At 34.2% G+C, this 22,324-nt stretch carries 18 protein-coding genes and 2 tRNA genes; 11 read left to right on the forward strand and 9 right to left on the reverse strand.

The features are described from left to right. The first annotated feature begins 220 nt into the window (after nt 1-220). From AC4FRF_RS11370 to AC4FRF_RS11385, 4 genes are read left to right on the forward strand one after another with little or no spacing between them, the layout of a single operon-like run. Entirely contained in the window at nt 221-1,210 is a 990-nt protein-coding gene (locus tag AC4FRF_RS11370) for an alpha/beta hydrolase fold domain-containing protein (RefSeq protein WP_491159682.1), read from the forward strand. Nucleotides 1,211-1,218: 8 nt separating this feature from the next. After that, nucleotides 1,219-2,028: a rhamnogalacturonan acetylesterase gene (locus tag AC4FRF_RS11375; RefSeq protein WP_491159683.1), complete on the forward strand. Its 810-nt coding sequence runs from the start codon at nt 1,219-1,221 to the stop codon at nt 2,026-2,028. Between the two features lie 13 nt (nt 2,029-2,041). Continuing rightward, nucleotides 2,042-3,025, forward strand: coding sequence for a pectinesterase family protein (locus AC4FRF_RS11380; protein ID WP_491159684.1), 984 nt, complete (start codon nt 2,042-2,044; stop codon nt 3,023-3,025). Nucleotides 3,026-3,052: 27 nt separating this feature from the next. Next, on the forward strand, nt 3,053-4,033 hold the full coding sequence (locus AC4FRF_RS11385) for a pectinesterase family protein (protein WP_491159685.1): 981 nt from the start codon (nt 3,053-3,055) through the stop codon (nt 4,031-4,033). 103 nt (nt 4,034-4,136) lie between these two features. On the opposite strand, the gene AC4FRF_RS11390 is transcribed toward AC4FRF_RS11385, so the two are convergent. Next, on the reverse strand, nt 4,137-6,752 hold the full coding sequence (locus AC4FRF_RS11390; RefSeq protein ID WP_491159686.1) for a beta-glucosidase: 2,616 nt from the start codon (nt 6,750-6,752) through the stop codon (nt 4,137-4,139). Nucleotides 6,753-7,037: 285 nt separating this feature from the next. Further along, nucleotides 7,038-7,610, reverse strand: a complete 573-nt coding sequence (locus AC4FRF_RS11395) for a helix-turn-helix domain-containing protein (protein ID WP_491159687.1) — start codon at nt 7,608-7,610, stop codon at nt 7,038-7,040. A 228-nt stretch (nt 7,611-7,838) separates the two neighbouring features. Here AC4FRF_RS11395 and AC4FRF_RS11400 point away from each other — a divergent pair, with 228 nt between their 5' ends. After that, nucleotides 7,839-9,518: a GH39 family glycosyl hydrolase gene (locus tag AC4FRF_RS11400; RefSeq protein ID WP_491159688.1), complete on the forward strand. Its 1,680-nt coding sequence runs from the start codon at nt 7,839-7,841 to the stop codon at nt 9,516-9,518. A gap of 196 nt (nt 9,519-9,714) precedes the next feature. Here the strand turns inward: AC4FRF_RS11400 and AC4FRF_RS11405 are convergent, their stop codons facing one another. The 4 genes from AC4FRF_RS11405 to AC4FRF_RS11420 all read right to left on the reverse strand — a co-directional run bounded on the left by AC4FRF_RS11405 (nt 9,715) and on the right by AC4FRF_RS11420 (nt 10,580). Next, nucleotides 9,715-9,969 carry a GIY-YIG nuclease family protein gene (locus AC4FRF_RS11405; protein WP_491159689.1) on the reverse strand — a complete coding sequence of 85 codons (255 nt, stop codon included), beginning with the start codon at nt 9,967-9,969 and terminating at the stop codon, nt 9,715-9,717. Nucleotides 9,970-10,084: 115 nt separating this feature from the next. After that, on the reverse strand, nt 10,085-10,339 hold the full coding sequence (locus AC4FRF_RS11410; protein ID WP_491159689.1) for a GIY-YIG nuclease family protein: 255 nt from the start codon (nt 10,337-10,339) through the stop codon (nt 10,085-10,087). A 60-nt stretch (nt 10,340-10,399) separates the two neighbouring features. After that, nucleotides 10,400-10,472: transfer RNA gene (locus AC4FRF_RS11415), tRNA-Met, on the reverse strand. Nucleotides 10,473-10,507: 35 nt separating this feature from the next. After that, nucleotides 10,508-10,580 (reverse strand) — tRNA-Met (locus tag AC4FRF_RS11420). 119 nt (nt 10,581-10,699) lie between these two features. Here AC4FRF_RS11420 and era point away from each other — a divergent pair. The 5 genes from era to AC4FRF_RS11445 all read left to right on the forward strand — a co-directional run bounded on the left by era (nt 10,700) and on the right by AC4FRF_RS11445 (nt 17,702). Continuing rightward, the gene (gene era / locus AC4FRF_RS11425) at nt 10,700-11,584 is read left to right on the forward strand and encodes a GTPase Era (RefSeq protein WP_491159690.1); all 885 of its coding nucleotides are present in this window, start codon (nt 10,700-10,702) and stop codon (nt 11,582-11,584) included. A gap of 268 nt (nt 11,585-11,852) precedes the next feature. Beyond that, complete coding sequence (gene der, locus AC4FRF_RS11430; protein WP_491159691.1) at nt 11,853-13,163, forward strand: ribosome biogenesis GTPase Der; 1,311 nt, start codon at nt 11,853-11,855, stop codon at nt 13,161-13,163. Nucleotides 13,164-13,448: 285 nt separating this feature from the next. Continuing rightward, the gene (locus AC4FRF_RS11435; RefSeq protein ID WP_491159692.1) at nt 13,449-13,994 is read left to right on the forward strand and encodes a hypothetical protein; all 546 of its coding nucleotides are present in this window, start codon (nt 13,449-13,451) and stop codon (nt 13,992-13,994) included. A gap of 159 nt (nt 13,995-14,153) precedes the next feature. After that, complete coding sequence (locus AC4FRF_RS11440) at nt 14,154-15,188, forward strand: helix-turn-helix domain-containing protein (protein ID WP_491159693.1); 1,035 nt, start codon at nt 14,154-14,156, stop codon at nt 15,186-15,188. Between the two features lie 90 nt (nt 15,189-15,278). Beyond that, nucleotides 15,279-17,702 carry a TonB-dependent receptor gene (locus AC4FRF_RS11445; protein WP_491159694.1) on the forward strand — a complete coding sequence of 808 codons (2,424 nt, stop codon included), beginning with the start codon at nt 15,279-15,281 and terminating at the stop codon, nt 17,700-17,702. 491 nt (nt 17,703-18,193) lie between these two features. On the opposite strand, the gene AC4FRF_RS11450 is transcribed toward AC4FRF_RS11445, so the two are convergent. Beyond that, the gene (locus AC4FRF_RS11450) at nt 18,194-18,439 is read right to left on the reverse strand and encodes a hypothetical protein (RefSeq protein ID WP_491159695.1); all 246 of its coding nucleotides are present in this window, start codon (nt 18,437-18,439) and stop codon (nt 18,194-18,196) included. 232 nt (nt 18,440-18,671) lie between these two features. On the opposite strand from AC4FRF_RS11450, the gene AC4FRF_RS11455 reads away from it, so the two are divergent. Then, the gene (locus tag AC4FRF_RS11455) at nt 18,672-21,404 is read left to right on the forward strand and encodes an outer membrane beta-barrel protein (protein WP_491159696.1); all 2,733 of its coding nucleotides are present in this window, start codon (nt 18,672-18,674) and stop codon (nt 21,402-21,404) included. Between the two features lie 20 nt (nt 21,405-21,424). Here AC4FRF_RS11455 and AC4FRF_RS11460 read toward each other — a convergent pair whose 3' ends face one another. Together AC4FRF_RS11460 and AC4FRF_RS11465 are read right to left on the reverse strand one after the other, a co-directional pair. Next, complete coding sequence (locus tag AC4FRF_RS11460; RefSeq protein WP_491159697.1) at nt 21,425-21,991, reverse strand: Crp/Fnr family transcriptional regulator; 567 nt, start codon at nt 21,989-21,991, stop codon at nt 21,425-21,427. Between the two features lie 55 nt (nt 21,992-22,046). Further along, a complete protein-coding gene (locus tag AC4FRF_RS11465) occupies nt 22,047-22,295 on the reverse strand; it encodes a DUF2798 domain-containing protein (RefSeq protein ID WP_491159698.1) in 249 nt (82 codons plus the stop codon). Nucleotides 22,296-22,324: the final 29 nt, after the last annotated feature.

Consider the following 22,324-nt stretch of genomic DNA (forward strand, 5'->3'; position numbering starts at 1 on the left):
CTGCTACGATATACCTAAGAATTACTGATTAATTCTGGATATATGGTTTTTTCTTGTTTAATTTGTAGTAAAGTGTTTATCAATTTGAGCGCTTTTTAGTTAGCTGTTTCTATGGTAAATTCAATATTTCATTTGTTTGTATAAGCCTTGGTTTAATACCACAATTCAATATATAGACGTTTTTTTGACTAAAGTTTTTAATAATTAAAATAATACTATAATGAAACAGTTTTTTCGAAATATACTTTTAGGAACTCTTTTCGTTTCTTTTTATACAAATGCGCAACAGAAACCAATTCAGATTCCAAAAGACACTACTTTCACCGTAAAAAATGAGTATAAAAAATACCTGAAAAAATTTCCGCAGATAAAACCTGCTAAGGATTCTTTGCCGGAAAATATAAAGGAAAACAGAAATATAATCTATACTACCTTAAAAAACACTCCTTTTGGAGACCGGGATTTACATCTTGATGTTTTTTCTCCAAAGAAAAAAGGAAAATATCCCGCATTGATTATGATTCACGGTGGAGGCTGGAAAGCCGGTGATAAAATATTACAAGTACCCTTGGCTCAAAAACTGGCATCTAAAGGAATTGTAACCATCTGTGTAGAATACCAATTGTTGCAGGAAGCCAAATATCCCGCAGCGGTTTTTAATATAAAATCGGCAGTGCGATGGACGCGTGCCAATGCAGATAAATACGGAATTGATTCGAATAAAATAGCTATTTCGGGTTGTTCAGCGGGTGGACAATTGGCTTTATTGACTGGATTGACAAACGGAGTGGAAGCAATGGAAGGAAATCAGGGAAATTCAGGTTTTTCAAGTGATATACAGGCTATCATAGATTTGGATGGGGTGGTCGATTTTATGGCACCACGATCTCTTAATTTGAACAGAACACCAGAATCGGCTGATGTACAATGGCTAGGAGGTTCTTTTTATGAAAAACCGGAAATTTGGAAAGAAGCTTCACCTATTTTCTGGGCTAATGAAAAATCATGTCCTATATTGTTTGTCAATAGTGGTTTTCCAAGATTTCATGCCGGACAGGATGAGTTAGTGGGGATGATGAAAGATTGGGGAATTTATAATGAAGTGCATAAATTTGACATTCAGCTCCATACATTTTGGCTGTTTGAACCCTGGATTAATTCAACTACCGATTATATGAATAATTTTTTAACTAAAGTTTTAAATAAATAAACATGAAAATGAAAGTTTTAGTACCAATTTTTTGCGCGATAGCTAGCATAGTTATTATGGCTTTTAGTGTGAAGCAAAACGACACGACGGTGGTTTATTTAATTGGCGATTCCACTATGGCGGATTATGCAAATAATTATGAGCCTGGTAAAGATTATATGAAAACCAGATATCCTGTTACGGGTTGGGGACAGGTTTTTCAACGATACCTGGTAAAAGACAGTTTACAGAAAGTGAATCAACTTATTAAAACCGATAGTGCTTTTGTAGATGACAGAGCAAGAGGCGGACGCAGTACGCGAACCTTTTTTCAGGAAGGAAGATGGCGTGCAGTATATGAAAATCTTAAAAAAGATGATCTGGTTCTGATGCAATTTGGTCATAATGATGCCGCTGAAACCATGACTGAAAGATATGTGCCAATAGAAGGCTACAAAGAATTTTTAAGATTGTTTGTTAACCAAACCAGATCTAAAGGAGCTGTACCCATTATCTTAACGCCGGTAGCCAGAAATTATCCATGGGCAGATGGGAAATTGCAAAATGTGCATGGACTGTACGATCAGGCGGCAAAAGATGTGGCGAAAGAATTAAATGTGATGCTAATTGATTTAAATAGAAAATCAATGGACTTTTTTACCCAAAAAGGAGAAACTTTTTCAGCTGAAAATTACTTTATGAATTTACCAGCCGGAAAATATGAAGCCTACCCGGAAGGTCAAAAAGACAACACGCATTTTCAAACTAAGGGAGCAATAGAAGTCGCCCGGCTTGTTTTTGAAGGAATGAAAGAATTAAATACTGCAATTAAAAAATAAAAATATCTTTTACATGAAAAATACATTCAGACTAGCTTTTATAATGATTTTGCTATTTGCAACGCAATTATTTACTGCACAAACGGCAAATTCAAAAAAAGACAAATATGATTTTGTGATTGCAAAAGACGGAAGTGGTAATTTTAAAACGATTCAGGAAGTTATTGATGCTGTTCCTTTTTTGAAAACAACAGAAACAAAAATTTTGATTAAAAATGGTACCTATAAAGAGAAACTGGAAATCCCGGAAAACAAGAATAACATCACTTTTATAGGAGAAGATAAGGATAGCGTTATTATTACTTATGATGATTTTGCATCCAAAAAAAATAGTGCTGGAGAAAATATAGGAACATCAGGATCGTCTAGTTTTATTGTTACAGCAAATGATTTTAAAGCTAAAAATATTACTTTCGAGAATGCAGCAGGACCAGTGGGTCAGGCTGTAGCGGTTAGAGTTGATGGAGATAGAATCATTTTTGATAACTGTAAATTTATGGGGTTTCAGGACACCTTGTATCCGCGAAGTACCACTAGCAGGCAGTATTATAAAAATTGTTATATAGAGGGAACAACTGACTTCATTTTTGGAGCTTCCACTGCTGTTTTTGACCAGTGTGAGATTTTTGCAAAGCCGGGAGGTTCTTATGTTACGGCAGCAAGTACACCAGAAAATAGTACCTATGGTTTTGTGTTTTTGAATTGCAAGTTGACCACAAACTCAGAAAATAACAGTTATTATTTAGGACGACCTTGGAGAAATTTTGCTAAAACAGTATTTGTTAAATGCGAAATGGCCGGACACATAAAGCCCGAAGGCTGGCACAATTGGAGCAAACCAGATGCAGAAGCTACGACATTTTACGCCGAATATTTATCTAGTGGAGATGGAGGTAACACAGCATCACGTGTGAGCTGGTCTCATTTGTTGACAGCCAAACAAGTTGCAACTGACTATACTCTTAATGCCATTTTTAAAGATTGGATTCCTAACTAAAATTTTAATAAATAGAAATTAGTTGTTATGAAAAAAATATTTTTTTTACTCTTTTTGTGTCTCTTTAATAATACTCAGATTTTAATTGCACAAACTTCTAATCCCGGGAAATACAAATACAATTTTGTGGTTGCAAAAGATGGAAGTGGTGATTACAAATACATTCAGGATGCTATCAATGCCATGCGCGTTTTTCCATTGGCACCTATTACTTTGTATATAAAAAACGGGGTTTATAATGAAAAAGTGGAATTAGAAGCTGTAAACACCGATGTAACTTTTATCGGAGAAAGTCTAGATAAAACTATTATTAGTTTAAACGATTATTCAGGACGAGGAAAAATGGATACTTTTGATTCGTATACAGTGAAAATTTCTGGAAATAGATTCAAAGCAGAGAATATTACTTTTGAAAATTCAGCAGGAAGAGTAGGTCAGGCGGTTGCTTTGTTTGTTGATGCTGATAAAGCTATTTTTAAGAACTGTAAATTTTTAGGAAATCAAGATACAATTTACTGTGGCGGGGAATATTCAAGACAGTTTTTTGTAGATTGTTATATAGAAGGAACTACCGATTTTATTTTTGGACCAGCAACGGCTGTTTTTAAAAATTGTGTGATTCACTGTAAGTCTAATTCTTATATTACAGCTCCCAATACACCCAAAGACAAAGACTTTGGTTTTGTGTTTTTAGATTGTAAAGTTACATTAGCTGATGAAGTAACTAAAATGTATTTAGGCCGTCCTTGGAGAGCTTGGGCAAAATCAGTATTTATAAAATGCGAGTTGTCTAAGGAGATTGCTGCTGAAGGTTGGGATAATTGGGGAAATGTTGAAAACGAGAAAACGGCTTATTTTGCCGAATATGAAAATAAAGGAGAAGGTTTTAATCCAAAAGAAAGAGCATCATGGACGCATCAATTAAAAAAATCCGAAGTTGAAAAGTATTCGCTTAAAAATATATTAGGGAATCTAAAGTTTGCAGAAAAGGAATGGTATGAGTTGTAATTTTGGAAATTATTCTGAAAACTAAAATGACTACAAATAAAACAGTCCCAAAAAGTGTCATACTATTTGGGACTGTTTCTATTAGTAAAGTCTTAAAAAAAAATTACTTTTCTAGCAGCACTGATTTACCAATGATATTGAAACGAATTTTTTGAGTATCATTAGAATCATCAGGAAGTTTTCCTCCCACGGAAATAGTAAACCATCCGGGTTCAACTACGCGTTGTCCTTTTTTATTTATCAGGGAAAGTTGTCTGGGGCTGATTGTAAAATGAACAGTTTTAGTTTCTCCTTTTTTAAGCTGAATGCGTTCGAAACCTTCTAATTGCCATATTGGTCGGGGAGTAGAAGCTTTTTCATCTTTAAGATACAGTTCAGCCACTTCATCACCATCATACATCCCTGTATTAGTTATGTCAACTGATACTTTAAAATCTTTTTCGGGGCTATTGATTTTTGGAACTTGCAAGTTGCTGTATTTAAAAGTGGTATAACTTAAGCCAAAACCAAAAGGGTACAATGGTTTTTTGTTGAAATAGCGATAAGTACGGCCTTTCATGTCATAATTTTCGAAATCAGGAAGCTGGTCAACCGATTTATAATAGGTAACAGCTAATCGTCCTGCAGGATTATAATCTCCAAAAAGTACATCGGCAATTGCATTTCCGCCCTGTTGCCCAGGATATCCGGCAGTAAGGATTGCAGGAACATTATCGTTTGCCCAGTTAATAGACAGAGCACTTCCGTTTATTAGTACTAGAACTACCGGTTTTTTTGTAGCAACCATCGCCTTCATTAGTTCTCTTTGATTAACAGGCAGATCAAGACTGGTACGGTCTCCGCCTGCAAAACCATCAGCTTCAACTTTCATTTCTTCACCTTCTAAGCGTTCATTCAATCCCAAAACTAGCACTATGACATCTGCTTGGTTAGCAACATCCGTAGCCTGCTGAATTAAATTTTCTTCTGGTTCTGCCCATAAAAGCTGAGCAATAGCATCACCATAGAAATTCTGGTATTTTACTTCTATTTTGTATTTTTTACCTGCTTCTAATGCTATTTTTTGTGCACGAATGCGGGGATGGTGATTGTTTTTTCCGCCGCTAGTTTCTCCTCCTTCAATGTTTACAGTCATATAAGGTTTTGACCATTCAGATATACTGTAAGTTCCGGTTTTTGGTGCCACAATATATCCCGTCCATTTTACACTGTAATTACCCATTTTCATGCGTGGGTCAGGAGTATTTATATCCCAGTGAAAATCGATATTATCATCTGTACGACTAAAAAGAGGTTTTCCTTCCCATTCTTTATTGTCAAAATATTGAGCTGTTAAACCCTGTTTACCATTTTCATTTTGAAAATAAACTGATGGAATCACTTTCATTTCAGGAACTCCTTTAGCTAAATCGGTTCCTTTGGCATAAAGCACTTTTGCATTGGGTTCTAATTTGTTTTTAATGCCTTTTAATACAGTGATGGGGTTGCTTGGAATACCACTGTAATTGCCCCATAAAGATTGAACATCATCAGCATTTGGACCAATAACGGCAACAGTTTTTATTTCTTTAGAAAGAGGAAGTGTCTGATTCTGATTTTTTAATAAAACAATACTTTTCTGAGAAGCTACTCTGGCAAGATAATCGTGTGCAGGACTGTTGTTGACAGCGTAAGGAATTTGAGCATATTTTACCATATCGTCTGGATCAAACATACCTAGCTTAAAACGGGCAGTAAAAAGACGTTTTATCGTGATATCAATATCGGCTTCAGTTAGTAATTTAAGATCTAATGCTTTTTTTAAGTCTTTAAAGCTGCTTCCACATTCTAAGTCTAATCCACTTTTTACAGCTAATGCCGATGCCGATGCTGCATTATTAGTGATTTTGTGGTATTTCCAGATATCGGTAACAGCGCCACAATCAGATACAATGTATCCATTAAAGCCCCAGTCTTTTCGAAGAATATTAAATAGAAACGGACTCGCACTGGCTGATTCTCCTCTAAAACGGTTATAAGCACCCATTATAGAATAAACCTTTCCCTCTTTTACTAAAGTGCGAAATGCCGGAAGATAAGTTTCATATAAATCAATGTCGCTGATTTCAGCATTAAAATGATGGCGTGATGGTTCAGGACCAGAATGAACGGCATAATGTTTAGCAGTTGCAATTACTTTTAGATACTTAGAGTCAGTACCCTGTAAGCCATTTACAAAATTTAGTCCAAGTTGTCCTGTCAGATAAGGATCTTCTCCATATGTTTCATGTCCACGACCCCACCGAGGATCACGGAATATATTGATATTGGGTGACCAGAAAGTCAATCCCTGATACATACCATGTTGTCCATTTCTTAAATATTCGTGGTGTTTGGCGCGTGCTTCATCCGAAATGACAGTGGCAACGTCTAAAATTAACTGACGATCCCATGAGGATGCGATAGAAATGGATTGTGGAAAAACAGTGGCATAACCAGCACGGGCAACTCCATGTAAGGCTTCATTCCACCAATTGTATTCTGGGACATCGAGGCGCTCAATAGCTGGCGAAGAATCCATTAACTGGCTGATTTTTTCATCTATAGTCATTCTCGAAACCAAGTCGTTTACTCTTTGTTCAATTGGTAAATCTGGATTTTTAAACGGCAATTGTTTTTGTGCAAAGGAGCTTAGTGCAAATAGACTCAATAGTAATACCCCAATATTTTTTTTTGTCATTGATTTCTGTTTAAAGATTTTTAATAAATGAAAATATAAAATTTTAATTACAAGCAAGGCATTTTTTAGTTTTTTTTCTTACTGAAAGAACATTTATTAGCTATATAAAAAGTATTCTAACAGAAAATTATACTCCTGATTCAGCTGGTTGTTTTACTATAGGAAATTTGTAGAGACATAGACGATATTACGTTGAATTTTTTTTTTGCTTGCAGCCAAAAAATACCTCTTAACTTTTTGGAATTAAAGAGGTATTTTGATAAAATAAGCAGAAGTTTAGTTTTGTTAAACAAAAATATCAATATAACTAACCTCATCGGTTATGGGCGTAATTCCGTGTTTTTGTAAGGCGTTAAAGTATAGACTGTCTCCTGTTTTCAGGATGTATTCAGTATCGGCTACCTGCATTTTCATTTCGCCTTCGACCACAAACACAAACTCTTCGCCATCGTGTGATAACTGGTGTGGAATGACTTCGCCTTTTCGGGCTACAAATAGAAAAGGCTGCATCTTTTTTTGGTGGTATTCTGATGCGTAAGGAAATATCATATAGCCTTTTTCGGTTTTAACCAGTTTTTCAACGGCATCTTTACGGCTGGTAACAATGGCTTTATTCCAGCCATCCTGTTCCAGTAAACCCGATATAGTAGTGCCTAGAACAGAAGCTATTTTTACCAGAGTTGCTACTGATGGTATTGTTTTGTTGTTTTCTATCTTAGAAATCATGCTTTTAGATAAGTCACAGCTATCTGCCACTTCTTGCAAAGTGCGTTTTTGACTGATGCGTAGCATGCGAATCCTTTCACCTACTTCAAGATTGTTGTCTGTTTTGTTTTTAGTGTGTGCTTTGTTTTTCAAAATGCTTATATTCAATTAGTTTGTCTAAAACTCAATTTCGTCACAAATAAAAGACAATTAAAGCTTACATAGTCCAGGCTTACTGTTTTTTGTGCCAAAATTAAATTCGAAAATAAAGATACTGATTACAATGTTGTCTGATAATTTTTTATCAACTTTGTTGAACAAAAGTAAACATTTTGTAAAATTAGAAACTTTGCGGAAATTCCGTGAGCAATAAACTAACCTATGTATCAACCACTAAAACGTTGTCTGGCTGTTATTTTGACCGTATATACAGCAGCACTACACGCTCAAAATCCTGAAATCAAGGTAGATCTTACTAAAGAAATTGCGCCTATGAAACCCGTATGGGCATGGTTTGGCTATGATGAGCCTAATTATACTTATATGAAAGACGGAAAAAAACTGCTTACTGAAATTGCAGAACTAAGTCCTGTGCCAGTATATGTGCGAACACATAGTCTGCTGGTAAGTGGCGATGGTATTGCAGCGCTTAAATGGGGTTCAACAAATGCGTATACAGAAGACGCTGATGGAAATCCGATTTATAACTGGAGAATTGTAGACAGTATTTTTGATACTTATGTTTCACGCGGCATGAAACCCCTGGCGCAAATAGGCTTTATGCCCGAAGCGCTTTCGACACATCCGGCTCCTTACCGTCATTATTGGAAACCGGGTGATCCATACACTGATATTATTACGGGTTGGGCTTATCCGCCAAAAGATTATGATAAATGGCGTACTCTGGTTTACGAATGGGTAAAACATTCCGTAGAACGTTACGGTCAGAAAGAAGTAGAAAGCTGGTATTGGGAAGTTTGGAACGAACCTAATGGACATTACTGGAAAGGAACTCGCGAAGAATTCTATAAATTATATGATTATGCCGCCGATGGTTTAAAAAAGGCCTTGCCTACAGCAAAAATAGGAGGGATCAATATTGCAGGAACACGAAGCAAAGGCGCTCAGGAATGGACTAATGATTTTATAAAACATTGTATCAGCGGCACTAACTATGCTACGGGTAAAACAGGTTCGCCTATGGATGCTATTCTTTTTCATGCTAAAGGTTCGCCAAAATTAGTGGATGGTACAGTAAGAATGAACATGGCACCTCAACTAAATGATATTCAAACCGGATTCAATATGGCGATGTCCTATCCTGAAACTAAAGACCTACCGCTAATAATAGGGGAGTCTGATCCTGAAGGTTGTGCGGCTTGTGGTATGGCTACCAATCCGGAAAATGCGTATCGAAACGGAACCATGTATTCCAGTTATACCGCTGCAAGTTTTGCCAGGAAGTATTTATTAGCAGATAAAACAAAGGCTAATTTTCTGGGAGCTGTATCCTGGTCGTTTGAGTTTGAAAATCAGCCTTGGTTTTATGGTTACAGAGATTTAGCTACTAATGGAGTGGATAAACCTGTGTTGAATGTTTTCAGAATGTTCGGTATGATGACTGGTACAAGATTAGAAGCTGAAAGTAACCGTATGTATTCTCTGGAAGAAGTACTTCAATCCAGTGTTCGAGGAGAGCAATCAGATATTGGAGTTTTGGCAACTAAGGATACAAAATCGGCAGCGGTGATGGTTTGGAACTACCATGATAATGACAAACCAGGAGCTACTGAAACGGCAAATGTAACAATTGAAAATATTCCTGTAAAAAAGGCTCAGCTTACAGTTTATATGATTGATAAAGAAAACAGCAATTCGTATGAAGTCTGGAAAAAAATGGGTTCACCTCAAAATCCTACGCAACAACAAATAGATACATTAGAAGAATCAGGGAAATTAAAAAGTATTTCGACTCAAAAAATAAAAATAACTTCGGGTAAAACCATAGTGCCTGTACAGTTGGAACGTCAGGCGGTAGCTTTGGTGAAACTGGATTGGTAAACTATTGGTAAAAGAATTTTATAAAGGCTTCAGAGAAATCTGGAGCTTTTTTTGGGATTGATTCGAAATTTGTAAGTAATGTGAATTCTTTGATTTTAGAGCATAAAAAAAAGCCTCAGATTTCTCTGAAGCTTTTCTTAGTAGCGGGAACAGGACTCGAACCTGTGTCCGCCGCGGCGGATATGAGCCCGATGAGTTAAATCTTATGAATTAGATTTTTAATAAACTCTCTTCCAATTCCCGTTTTTAAATATTTTTCTCTATTCATGGCTTCGATTTTGGAATTAAAAAATTCAATATGAATTACAATCCAAGGTCTGAATTTTAATGTATATCCTTTGGTCGATAAATTGTTATGTGATTTGAATCTTTCTATGAGGTTAGAGGTAAAACCTGTATAAGTTTTACTGAACTTTTCAGAATATAGAATGTAAACGACAAATTCATCCATAATTTTTTACAGATAAATATAAACAAAAAAAGCCTCAGATTTCTCTGAAGCTTTTCTTAGTAGCGGGAACAGGACTCGAACCTGTGTCCGCCGCGGCGGATATGAGCCCGATGAGTTAAATCTTATGAATTAGATTTTTAATAAACTCTCTTCCAATTCCCGTTTTTAAATATTTTTCTCTATTCATGGCTTCGATTTTGGAATTAAAAAATTCAATATGAATTACAATCCAAGGTCTGAATTTTAATGTATATCCTTTGGTCGATAAATTGTTATGTGATTTGAATCTTTCTATGAGGTTAGAGGTAAAACCTGTATAAGTTTTACTGAACTTTTCAGAATATAGAATGTAAACGACAAATTCATCCATAATTTTTTACAGATAAATATAAACAAAAAAAGCCTCAGATTTCTCTGAAGCTTTTCTTAGTAGCGGGAACAGGACTCGAACCTGTGACCTTCGGGTTATGAGCCCGACGAGCTGCCTACTGCTCTATCCCGCGATGTGCGTTTTGTAATCTCAATAAGGCTACCTTAGTAGCGGGAACAGGACTCGAACCTGTGACCTTCGGGTTATGAGCCCGACGAGCTGCCTACTGCTCTATCCCGCGATGTTTCGGGTGCAAAGATACAAATAAATTCGACATATCCAATGATGAATTTTAAAAAATGTTTTTATTTCAACTATTGGCCTGATATGACTACCTTTGCAGCATAAAAAATAATGAAAATGACACACAAAGCAGGTTTTGTAAATATTATAGGAAATCCAAACGTAGGGAAATCAACACTGATGAATGCATTTGTTGGGGAGCGATTGTCTATTATTACTTCCAAAGCGCAAACAACCCGTCACCGAATTTTGGGAATTGTAAATGGTGAAGATTTTCAGATGGTGCTTTCGGATACGCCTGGAATTATCAAACCGGCATACGAAATGCAGGAATCGATGATGGATTTTGTAAAATCGGCTTTTGAAGATGCTGATGTGTTGATTTATATGGTGGAAATAGGAGAGCAGGAATTAAAAGATGAAGCTTTTTTTAATAAAATTATCCATTCTAAAATTCCGGTTTTATTATTGTTGAACAAAATTGACAATTCCAATCAGGAGCAATTAGAACAGCAAGTGGCTTTCTGGACAGAGAAAGTGCCTAATGCGGAAATTTACCCTATTTCGGCTTTGCAAAATTTTAATGTGCCTGAAGTTTTCCAAAGAATCATTTCGTTATTGCCAGATTCACCGCCTTATTATCCAAAAGACCAATTGACCGATAAACCGGAGCGTTTTTTTGTGAATGAAATCATCAGAGAGAAAATCTTATTGAATTATAGCAAGGAGATTCCGTATGCTGTAGAAATTGTTACCGAAGAATTTATTGAAACCGATACGATTATCCGTATCCGCTCTTTGATTATGGTGGAGCGAGATACACAAAAAGGAATCATCATTGGTCATAAAGGAGCAGCTCTGAAAAAAGTAGGAATGGAAGCTCGTGAAGATTTAGAGAAATTCTTTGGGAAACAAATTCATATTGAGATGTATGTAAAGGTGAATAAAAACTGGAGAAGTAATGCCAATATGTTGAAGCGTTTTGGGTATAATCAAAAATAGTTGATTGGGTTATTTGTTTAATTGATAACTCAAGAAGTTCTTGATACCTTAAAACCCTAGCCCAGCTGGACACGAGCGATAGCGAACTGACGAAGTAAATAGCTCCTAAAAAACATAAAAAGCATAGGTACTTAGAAACTTAGCGGCTTAGTCCCTTTTTTAACTACCTTTGCAAAAAATTAAAATACTGTATTTTGGAATTATAAGTGATGGATTTTTAGGAAACTAAAGTCTAAAATTTGAAATCTAAAATCTAAAATTCAAAAAAATGAATAACATTGTTGCGATAGTAGGAAGACCTAATGTGGGGAAATCGACCCTGTTTAATAGGCTGATACAAAGAAGAGAAGCTATTGTAGATTCAGTATCTGGGGTTACCCGTGATAGAAACTATGGTAAAAGCGAGTGGAACGGAAAAGAGTTTTCTGTGATTGATACGGGCGGATATGTTCGTGGTTCAGACGACGTATTTGAAGGCGAAATTCGTAAACAAGTAGAACTTGCTATTGATGAAGCTGATGTTATTGTTTTTGTAGTAGATGTAGAAGAAGGAATTACACCTATGGACGAAACTGTGGCTAAACTGTTGCGCAAAGTAACAAAGCCGGTTTTGTTAGCCGTTAATAAGGTGGATAATGCCATGCGTGAGAAAGACGCGGTGGAATTTTACAACCTGGGTTTAGGTGATTATTATACTTTTGCCAGTATTTCAGGAAGTGGAACTGGTGATTTGCTGGATGCTTTAATTGAAGCATTCCCTGAAAAACCAGAGCCAGTTAAGGAAGAAGTAGTGTTGCCACGTTTTGCAGTGGTAGGACGTCCTAATGCTGGGAAATCGAGTTTTATTAATGCCTTGATTGGTAAAGACCGATTTATGGTAACTGATATTGCGGGAACTACCCGTGATGCTATTGATACGAAGTTTGACCGTTTTGGTTTCGAATTCAACTTGGTTGATACTGCCGGAATTCGTCGTAAGGCTAAGGTAAAGGAAGATTTAGAATTTTATTCGGTAATGCGTTCGGTACGTGCTATCGAGCATGCTGATATTTGTATTTTGGTGATTGATGCCACTCGTGGTTTTGAAAGTCAGGATCAAAATATTTTCTGGTTGGCTCAAAAAAACCGTAAAGGTTTGGTGATTTTAGTAAACAAATGGGATTTGGTGGAGAAAGACACCATGTCTACCAGAGATTACGAAGAGAAAATCAAGAAAGAATTAATGCCATTTACTGATGTGCCTATTTTGTTTGTTTCGGCATTGACGAAACAACGTTTGCTGAAAGCGCTGGAAGCTTCGGTAAAAGTGTTTGAAAACAGACAACAACGTATTCCAACTTCAAAGTTCAACGAATTCATGTTGAAAGTAATTGAAGCTTATCCGCCGCCAGCGACTAAAGGAAAGTATGTAAAAATTAAATATTGCATGCAGTTGCCATCGCCAACACCGCAGTTTGTGTTTTTTGCTAACTTGCCGCAATACGTTAAGGAACCGTACAAACGTTACCTGGAGAATAAAATTAGAGAAAACTGGGATTTCTCCGGTGTTCCCATAGATATTTATATTAGAGAGAAATAATACTAAAAACCACTTCGTAAAGGAGTGATTTTTTGGTTACTACAGATACTAAAAGCTCAAGATTAGATTCTTGGGCTTTTTTGTTTTGACGCTGTCCGATTAACAGATTTATTGGTTTTTTGTAGATTTATGTTTTTAGGAATATTATTATATTTGAGAAAAAAACTATTATAATGGCACAAAGTCATCTATATTTAGATAGATTGGAGTCGTTTTATAGTATCTATTTACTAGTTAGCGGTCAGCTTAAAAAAACAGAACAATAATATACAGACAAAGAAATAAATGAGTTTTTGGGAATCTATATCTACTTACATTCAGAAGAAAAAAGAAAATAACTTTTGGAGAAATCCTGATTGTTACTTCGCAGCAATTATTTTAAATGACGAGAAAGAACAAGTTTATGGAATAATAAAAAAGGATATGGCACTTCTTAAAAGAATTCCAAAACCAGAAACAGGATTCTTTTATAAAGATGTGGTTAAAGTTAAAGGACCGATAGGGAAACAATTATTTCGTGATGATGAAATTAATGAATATCGAGCAATAGAACTGTATAAATCTTCTAACATTCTGACTTTTACATTTAAAGCAATAATTCCAGATTCAAATGACTACTTTAAGCTTTTAGATTTGTTCAAAGAAAACAAACAAAAAGTAGAATTTCCTTGGACTCCTAATGACAATAATCAAGAATGGAGAAAAGGACGGTGCACTGCTGAAAATTTAGAGCAAGCGAAGAAAATATTAAATGGTTTTGTTGGCCAAAAAGAAGGAAGACAAGTTAAAGATATTAACCATTGGGACTATTACTTAAAAATGAAAGATTGAAAATGATAAAAGCCGAACCGCTAACACAGCACATATTGTAGGGCGTGGTAGATTGGAGTCGTTTTATAGTACCTATATACTAGTTACCTAACGACACGAACATCAGAAAAAAAACAACGAAATTTTCACTACTTTTGCCCAAAAAACTTAAGTAAAACGATGCTCCAAACCATTCAAATCATTGCTCTAATTCAAGGGGTTTTTGTTCTTTTTGTCTTGTTTACAAATCGAAAAGATTACAAAAAAACTACTTTTTGGTTGCTCTTTGGAAGTTTAATTTCTATTTTACTTTACATCTTGGGTGATGACAAAAACAATCTGTTTGTTGAAAATACAGATTGGTTTCTTTTTGATAACACCTTATTTGTAACCTTTCTCTTTTTGTTTTTCAAGTATTACAAAAACGAAAGAGAAAAATTTATAAAATCCAATTATCTATTTTTTCTTCCCAACATTTTTTATTTTATTCTTGAAGTATTTGAAATAAAATTACCCAAAGAAAACTTGAATATTGAAATTCTAGAAGTGATTTTAGAATTAACTTTCGTGATTTATCTAGCCTTAATTATACATTCTGTTTTTACAGATAAAAGAAGAATTTGGACTACTTATTTTGTTATTCCAATTGTTATTTTACTTGTATTTTCTTGTATAAATGATATTCTTAAAATAATTGGATTCCAAGAATTGTCATTTTTTAGCAGTCAAAACTTTAACTCCTATCTTTTATTAATTGTCGCTTTTTTATTCTACTTTATTTCTTTTAAATTACTAACTAATAACAAATACATTTTACCAAAAAACGAAATAAGCAAATACAAAAATTCTAATCTGAACACAAAACTGATTGAACAATATAAGTCGGATTTAATTTATGCCATGGAAATAGATAAATTGTTCTTGAATGGAAAATTATCCATTCAAGATGTTTCAGAAAAACTCAATATTCCAAAACAGTATATTTCGGAAGTTTTAAACGAACACATGAACACCAATTTCCAAGATTTCATCAATGAATACAGAGTAGACGAATTTATAAAGCGCCTAAAAAATGACCAAAATAATCAATTTACACTTTTAGGAATTGCCACAGATGTGGGTTTTAATTCTAAATCTTCTTTTAATGCTATATTTAAGAAATTCAAAGGTTTAACGCCAACTCAATTCAAAAAAAATCTTGCACAAAACAAGTAATTTGTACAAAAAAATTATTCTGCACTTGTCTTTATTTATTTACTCGTTGTTACTCACGTTATTTGCAGTATAATTTAAAATTGATCAAAAATGTTTCTACAAAATGCATCAAAAAAAGTACTATACTTTTTGATTTTACAACTTTCATTCTTCTCAATCTCAAACGCACAAACAGGTGTAACCGTTTCGGGAATTATAAAGGACAAAAATAACAAAGCAGTTTTACCTTTTGTAAACGTGGTGTTAAAAACGGAGAAAGACAGCACATTTATTAGTGGAACAGTAACCAACGAAGAAGGACGTTTTTCTTTATCAAAAATAAAATCTGGGAACTACTATTTAGAGGTTTCTTTTATCGGCTACAAAACATCAAAACAATCGCTGTTTGTGGGTAATCTTACAGATTTTTTAGATATCAAGACTATTGAATTGGAAGAAGAAACTACCACATTACAAGAAGTTGTTGTAACAGGAAAAACTTCCGAATTAAGTGCTGCAATGGACAAAAAAACATTTGCTCTAAAAGACAATATTAGTCAAAGTGGTGGTTCGGTGTTACAAGCCATGCAAAACTTGCCAAGTGTTACAGTACAAGACGGAAAAGTACAACTTCGAGGAAACGACAAAGTAATTGTCCTAATTGATGGTAAACAAACTGCATTGACAGGTTTTGGAAACCAAACAGGGTTAGATAATATTCCTGCATCTGCGATTGAAAAAATTGAAATCATCAACAATCCTTCTGCCAAATATGATGCAAATGGAAACGCAGGAATTATCAATATTATTTATAAAAAAAACAAAAAAGATGGTTTTAATGGAAAGATTGGTTTTACAACAGGTGTCGGTTCACTTTGGGTGCGCAAAGAAAATTTACCAACTATAAGACCACAATATACTTTTACGCCAAAAATCAATCCAAGCGTTTCACTCAATTATAGAAAAAACAAAGTCAATGTCTTTTTTCAAGGCGATTATTTATATACTGAAACGCTTAACAAAAATGAATTTGTAACAAGAAATTACGACAATGGCGATGTGATTAATTCACAATTAAAACGCAACAGAAACACCCATTTTACGACATTGAAAAGTGGTTTTGATTATGCAATTAACGACCAAAATTCATTGACTATTTCAGGACTTTTTGGAAGTGAAAAAATAATTGACAGAGGAGACCAACCCTTTTTTAATAGAGACTTTTCACAACGAAATAGACTTTGGCAGTTTTTAGAAGATGAATTAAAAACAACCATAATGGCTACTGCTAGCTATCAACATAAATTTGCAGCAGCAGGACATTTGCTAAATATTGGTTTCAATTACACTTTTCACAGAGAAGACGAAAAATATTTTTACGACAATTATTTGCCAACTTCCACAGGAACCGATGCGTTTAAATTATTGTCTGACGAACAAGTTTATGATTTTAATTTTGACTACATAAAACCACTTAAATACGGACGAATTGAAACAGGCATAAAACTTCGCAACAGAAATATACCGACAAATATGCAATTTATTCCTGGTGTAAATTCAGTTTTAGACACCAATGCAGGTGGTTGGGCAACTTACAAAGAATTAATTCCTGCCGTTTATGGAAACTACATTTTTGAAAACAAAAGATGGGAAGCCGAACTAGGTTTAAGAATGGAGTATGTGAAAATTCAATATGACGTTAATCCTAATCATATAGTTTATAAAAGTGATGGTTATAATTACACACAACCATTTCCAAATTTACGTTTGGCATACAAAATTAACGACAATAATAAACTATCCATTTTCTACAATCGAAGAGTGGATCGACCTAACGAAGTTGATATTCGTATTTTCCCAAAATATGACGATGCTGAAATAATTAAAGTTGGGAATCCTGCTTTGCGACCACAATTTACAAATTCGATAGAATTGGGCTATAAAAAAAGTTGGGAAAAAGGAAGTTTATATAATGCTATTTATCACAGATTTGCTGATGGAACGATTACAAGAATTTCTAGTACTGTTCCACCAAGTAATTTAATTTATGCAACATTTCAAAACGTAAATAAAAGTTACAACACAGGAATTGAAATAGTTTTAGCACAAGAAATTTCTAAATTGTACGCATTCAATATTAATCTAAACGTATACAGAAATCAAATAGATGCCTTTACCGTTGAAAATAAATATCCAACTACACATTTATTTTCAGCAGACAAACAAGAAATATTTTCAGGAAACATAAAATGGAACAATACGTTTCATTTTCCCAAAAACATAGATGTGCAATTAACAAGTATTTATTTAGCACCCGATATTATTCCACAAGGAAAAATTAAATCACGTTTTTCATTAGACCTTGGGCTTAAAAAAGCAATTCAAAAAGGAAAAGGAGAACTATTTTTTAACGCTGCAGATTTGCTAAACACAATGATTATCAAAAAAGAAATAAACGGACAAGGTTTTAATTATACAAGCAACGACTATTACGAAACACAAGTAATAAGACTTGGATATAGTTATAAATTTTAACGAAACAGAAGATCCTAAAAACGCCAACAGCTATACTCCCTACAGGCAATTTAGGCATTTGGCTTAATAGAAAGATGATCTTGTATTTGGAATGATTTGGTAAATCCGATCCCTCGGATATAACTAAATATCTTGTACAACAGATAGCAATTAGCAATCTGTGCCAGCAAACAATAGCAAATAATACATTTAAAAAGCTACAACCCTAAAAGTTGTAGCTTTTTTGTTTTCTAAACTTCAGTCAGTAAAGCATTCAGTTGCAATGAAAAGGAAGTCCGAGGAGTGCGAAAACCATTCAGAAGCTAACAAGTGCCTATCCGAAGCATATAAATAGGAGTCCGAAGCTCATGGGAGGGCATTCTTTTTGCTTCGGAGGCCTTATTGTATTGGGCGGAACGCAAAACAGCTTTCAATAAGAACCAAAAAAGAATCCCTTTGCAAACTGTCCTATCCAGTTAGTAAAGGGATTTTTGATTTAACGACTTAAAAATTTAATTGTTTTTGTCTTCATCTTCGTCCAAAGTGTCCATTGGATGATCTTCGTACCAATCTTTAAAAGTTTTATTGGTCGTGTAATTATCAGTCAAAACAGTATAGGTCATAAAGGGTATTAAAATAAATCCTATACTGTGCATAAACAACAGTATTCGTATGTTGATGTTGGTTTGGTTCAAAGCCGCAAATACGAAAACATATATTGTTGTTATCCATACCAGTTTCATAGTGAAATTTTTCATAACGGTATTTTCTCTTAAAGTTACGCTTTTAACTCGGTAAAAAGTGTTAAATATCTGGTAATTAGACAGGTGTGTTTTTTAAAAGAGTGTCCTGATTGCTCGGATATAATCGGATATAACAAAATGTCTCGTTCAACGGATTGCGTTGATTTGGAATCCAATTGCTATTTGTTTTTTTTTGAATTAAACCTTTTATAGTTAAGACTGTCTTAAAAGTCTATAATAATTAACCATGTATAAACAACAACTATTACTTTTTTTTCTATTTATTTCGTTCTTTAATTATGCACAAGATAGCTACTTGATTCAAGGTCAGGTGCTTGATATTAATACACAATTGCCACTAGAGTCGGCTAATGTGTACTTTACAGCGGCTAAAGATTCATTGAAAATAGGCGCTACTACTTCTGATAAAACAGGTAAATTTAAGTTTCTACTAAAAAAGAATGAAACCCCTATTTTTTTAAACATAAGTTATGTGGGGCACGAAAAGTATAAAGATGAGCTAACTGACATCAATGAGAATAAAGATTTTGGAACCATCTATTTGTTTAGTACCGAAAATATTTTGCAAGATGTAGTTGTCAAATCGGCGGCAGCACCTTTAGTTATTAAACAAGATACCTTAGAATACAATGCGGCTTCGTTTAAAGTACGTCCAGATGATAATATTGATGAAGTATTAAAAATATTGCCTGGTTTTGAGTTTGACGATGAAGGGAAGATTACCGTTAACGGAAAAGAAGTGAATCAGATTTTGGTGAATGGGAAAGCTTTTTTTGGAAAAGATGGCGCAGTAGCCTTGCAGAATTTACCCGCCGAGATTATTAATAAAATTCAGGTTTCGGATCTTAAAACCAAGCAAGAGGAATTAGCAGGAGACGATGCTAGTTCTGATTTTTTAAGTATTAATTTAACCATTGACGAAAAAAAGAATAAAGGTTATTTTGGGAAATTTCTAGCGGGTTATGGAACGGATGATCGTTATGAAGGCAGTTTTTTAGTGAATCAATTTGACCAAAAACAGCGTATTAGTGCTGTAGGTTCGACTAATAATATTAATATGTCGGGTTTTTCTATTGATGAGGCTTTTGGGGATGGTGATAAAAGTAAAGATGTAGGTACAACAATTTCCAGAAAAGGAATCACACAATCTAATTTGTTGGGAGTAAATTATTTTAACGAATGGTCGGATAAACTAGAAACAACCGGCGATTATTCGTTTAATAATAGTGTTAATCGAAATGCACGGAAATCCACTTTGCAGCGTTTTTTGCCAACAGGAAATTTAGTTACACAATCGGATTCTGAAGCGAGAGCAGAGAATAATAATCATAAGGTGAATTTTGAATTGAATTACAAACCCAGTAAGTCTACTCAAATTTCTATTGAGCCAAAATTACGTACTACTAATTATAAGAACAACGGAAGCTCTTCCAGTGCTACCAAGGATGAAAATGGGAATGCTTTGAATGAGAATTCAGGAAAATCCATGCGCAATAGTACTGGAATTAATTTGGACAATCAAATTAACATCAATCATAATTTTGAAAAAAAGCGCAGGAATTTGAATTTCTCTATTACGAATAGTAATTCAGATAATAAGAATGTAGCTTTTAATAATTCCAGCACCATTTCGTATACAAAAGGGGATACTATTTTGCGTAAGCAAATGAATGATAATAAGGTTAAACGTGATTATTATTATATAGGGACAGAATATACAGAGCCTGTTTCTAATGTAGTGCGTATAAGAGTAGGTGTAGATTACCGATGGGATAATAAAGTGACTGATGAAAAAAACTTTAATTACGATAAGGCTTCCCAATCTTATTCTCTTTTTAATGATGCGCAATCCAGTTACGTAGCTTCAAAACAATATGCAATAGCACCTAAAATGGGCTTTTTTTATGATGATAAAGTTTTTTCATTTAATATTCGAAACAATACTTCTTTAGTTAACTATGATAACTATTCCTTGTATTTGGGTAAAATAACCAATTTGAAATCGAATTATTTTATTCCAGAATGGCATTCTCAATTGAAGTATAAAATAGATAAGTCTAATTATGCCTTATTAAAATACGATTACCGAGTAAATTTACCCAATGCATACCAGTTGTTGCCTGTTTTAGATATTAGTAGTACCGTAAACACTGTAATAGGTAATCCGGATTTAGATCCTATAAAAAGACATAGCTTGAATTTTAATTTTAGAAATTACAATGTCAAAAAACGCTCTGGTTATTCTATTTATATGAAAGCAGATATTGTGGATAGTGATGTAATTTCAACAAGAGTATATGCTGAAGATGGAACAAGTAAAACCACATTTGTAAATATTAATGATACCTATAGAGCTTCGGTAGGAGCAAATTGGAATAATTATATCAAAAAAGAGGGGAATACTTATCGATATGGTTTAGGGATTAGCACCACTTACGGACTTGATAAAGGTTTTGTAAACAATGTGTTTTATGATGCCAATACTTTGTCGATAGCTCCTAGAGCTTATTTTTCATATAATATGGGGCAGTTTTTTAATATTGCTCCGTCATATAATTTTAATTATAATGAGTCAAAGTATAGAAATTACTCTATTGATTCACGTTCTAATGTTGTGCATAGAATAAACTTAAAAACGACGAATTATATCGTGGAGAAATGGGTTTTTAGTAATGATTTTGGATATAGTTACAGGTCAAATTCTGGAGGAGGAGCTTATAATAATTCGTATTATTTATGGAATATGAGCATGGGGTACACTTTTTTAAGCAAAACAATGACGGCTCGATTAAAAGTATATGATGTTTTAAACCAAAATCAAGGCTATTCAAGGTCTATAACTGATACTTCCATTCGGGATGAAGAAAATACCGTTTTAAAACGCTATGCTATGTTTTCATTAATCTATAAAATCAAGAATTTTGGTGGATTGAAACCACCTTCTAAAAAAAATAGATAAAAAAAAAGCCATTCCTAATCTTATTTAGACTTCAATCTACTTAAGGTTTCTTGCGAGATATTTAAAAATGAAGCCACCACTTTATTAGGGAGTCTTTTTACGATAATAGGTTTTTCTTTCAATAAATTTTCATAGCGTGTTCGGGCATCCATAGTGAGAAACGACATTAAGCGATTGGTATTGGTTACATAGGCATATTCTAAAAAAAGCCTGTAGAATTTCTCCCAAACAGGATATTGCTCAACCAAAGAAAAGAAATCTTTACGGTCAATGTAAAGCAGTTCCGAATCTTCAAGTATCTGAACATATTCCACCGCAGTAGTATCTGTTATAAAAGAAATAAGTGCACCTACAAGATAATTTTCAAAAGCCAAATGTCGGGTAGATTCCTGTCCTTCTTCATTGATAAAAAATACACGAAGACAGCCTTTTTTGACAAAGTACAACTGTCGGCTAAACTCACCGTGGTTTACCAGAAAATCATTTTTTTTAACCGAAAGGGGCTTGAAGAAAGGCAATATGCTGTCTAAATCTTCATCAGAAATGCTCACTTTATCTCTAATAAATTGGGTTAGTTGTTGGTACATCTTGCTGTTTTTTACAAATTTAAACTAGGATTCAAGACAAACAAAACATCCGATACTAAAATCGGATGCTTTGACTTTTTTTAGTTGTAGTAGTTGTTTTTTCGGCTAGCTTTCTTGCTTTTGGAATGATAACAAATGCAGCCATATAGGCAACAGGAAGCATTACACTCCAGGCATTTAAGAATTTGAAAAACCAATCTTCCCCAAAACCATAATTCCGAATCAATCCCACAAATGCCATGATCAAAGTCATTGGCAAAACCACAAATAGGGTATTGATGTACTTAAAATGTTTTTTGTTCATCTTTTTGAATTTTAAATGTTATAAGCAAA

Source organism: Flavobacterium sp. ST-158, from assembly GCF_058309975.1.

Coding starts and splice junctions, on each gene's coding strand:
- AC4FRF_RS11370 (WP_491159682.1), top strand. CDS start 221: ATGAAACAGTTTTTTCGAAATATACTTTTAGGAACTCTTTTCGTTTCT.
- AC4FRF_RS11390 (WP_491159686.1), bottom strand. CDS start 6,752: ATGACAAAAAAAAATATTGGGGTATTACTATTGAGTCTATTTGCACTA.
- AC4FRF_RS11460 (WP_491159697.1), bottom strand. CDS start 21,991: ATGTACCAACAACTAACCCAATTTATTAGAGATAAAGTGAGCATTTCT.
- AC4FRF_RS11440 (WP_491159693.1), top strand. CDS start 14,154: ATGCTCCAAACCATTCAAATCATTGCTCTAATTCAAGGGGTTTTTGTT.
- AC4FRF_RS11465 (WP_491159698.1), bottom strand. CDS start 22,295: ATGAACAAAAAACATTTTAAGTACATCAATACCCTATTTGTGGTTTTG.
- AC4FRF_RS11385 (WP_491159685.1), top strand. CDS start 3,053: ATGAAAAAAATATTTTTTTTACTCTTTTTGTGTCTCTTTAATAATACT.
- AC4FRF_RS11380 (WP_491159684.1), top strand. CDS start 2,042: ATGAAAAATACATTCAGACTAGCTTTTATAATGATTTTGCTATTTGCA.
- der (WP_491159691.1), top strand. CDS start 11,853: ATGAATAACATTGTTGCGATAGTAGGAAGACCTAATGTGGGGAAATCG.
- AC4FRF_RS11445 (WP_491159694.1), top strand. CDS start 15,279: ATGTTTCTACAAAATGCATCAAAAAAAGTACTATACTTTTTGATTTTA.
- era (WP_491159690.1), top strand. CDS start 10,700: ATGACACACAAAGCAGGTTTTGTAAATATTATAGGAAATCCAAACGTA.
- AC4FRF_RS11410 (WP_491159689.1), bottom strand. CDS start 10,339: ATGGATGAATTTGTCGTTTACATTCTATATTCTGAAAAGTTCAGTAAA.
- AC4FRF_RS11455 (WP_491159696.1), top strand. CDS start 18,672: ATGTATAAACAACAACTATTACTTTTTTTTCTATTTATTTCGTTCTTT.
- AC4FRF_RS11400 (WP_491159688.1), top strand. CDS start 7,839: ATGTATCAACCACTAAAACGTTGTCTGGCTGTTATTTTGACCGTATAT.
- AC4FRF_RS11450 (WP_491159695.1), bottom strand. CDS start 18,439: ATGAAAAATTTCACTATGAAACTGGTATGGATAACAACAATATATGTT.
- AC4FRF_RS11435 (WP_491159692.1), top strand. CDS start 13,449: ATGAGTTTTTGGGAATCTATATCTACTTACATTCAGAAGAAAAAAGAA.
- AC4FRF_RS11405 (WP_491159689.1), bottom strand. CDS start 9,969: ATGGATGAATTTGTCGTTTACATTCTATATTCTGAAAAGTTCAGTAAA.
- AC4FRF_RS11375 (WP_491159683.1), top strand. CDS start 1,219: ATGAAAGTTTTAGTACCAATTTTTTGCGCGATAGCTAGCATAGTTATT.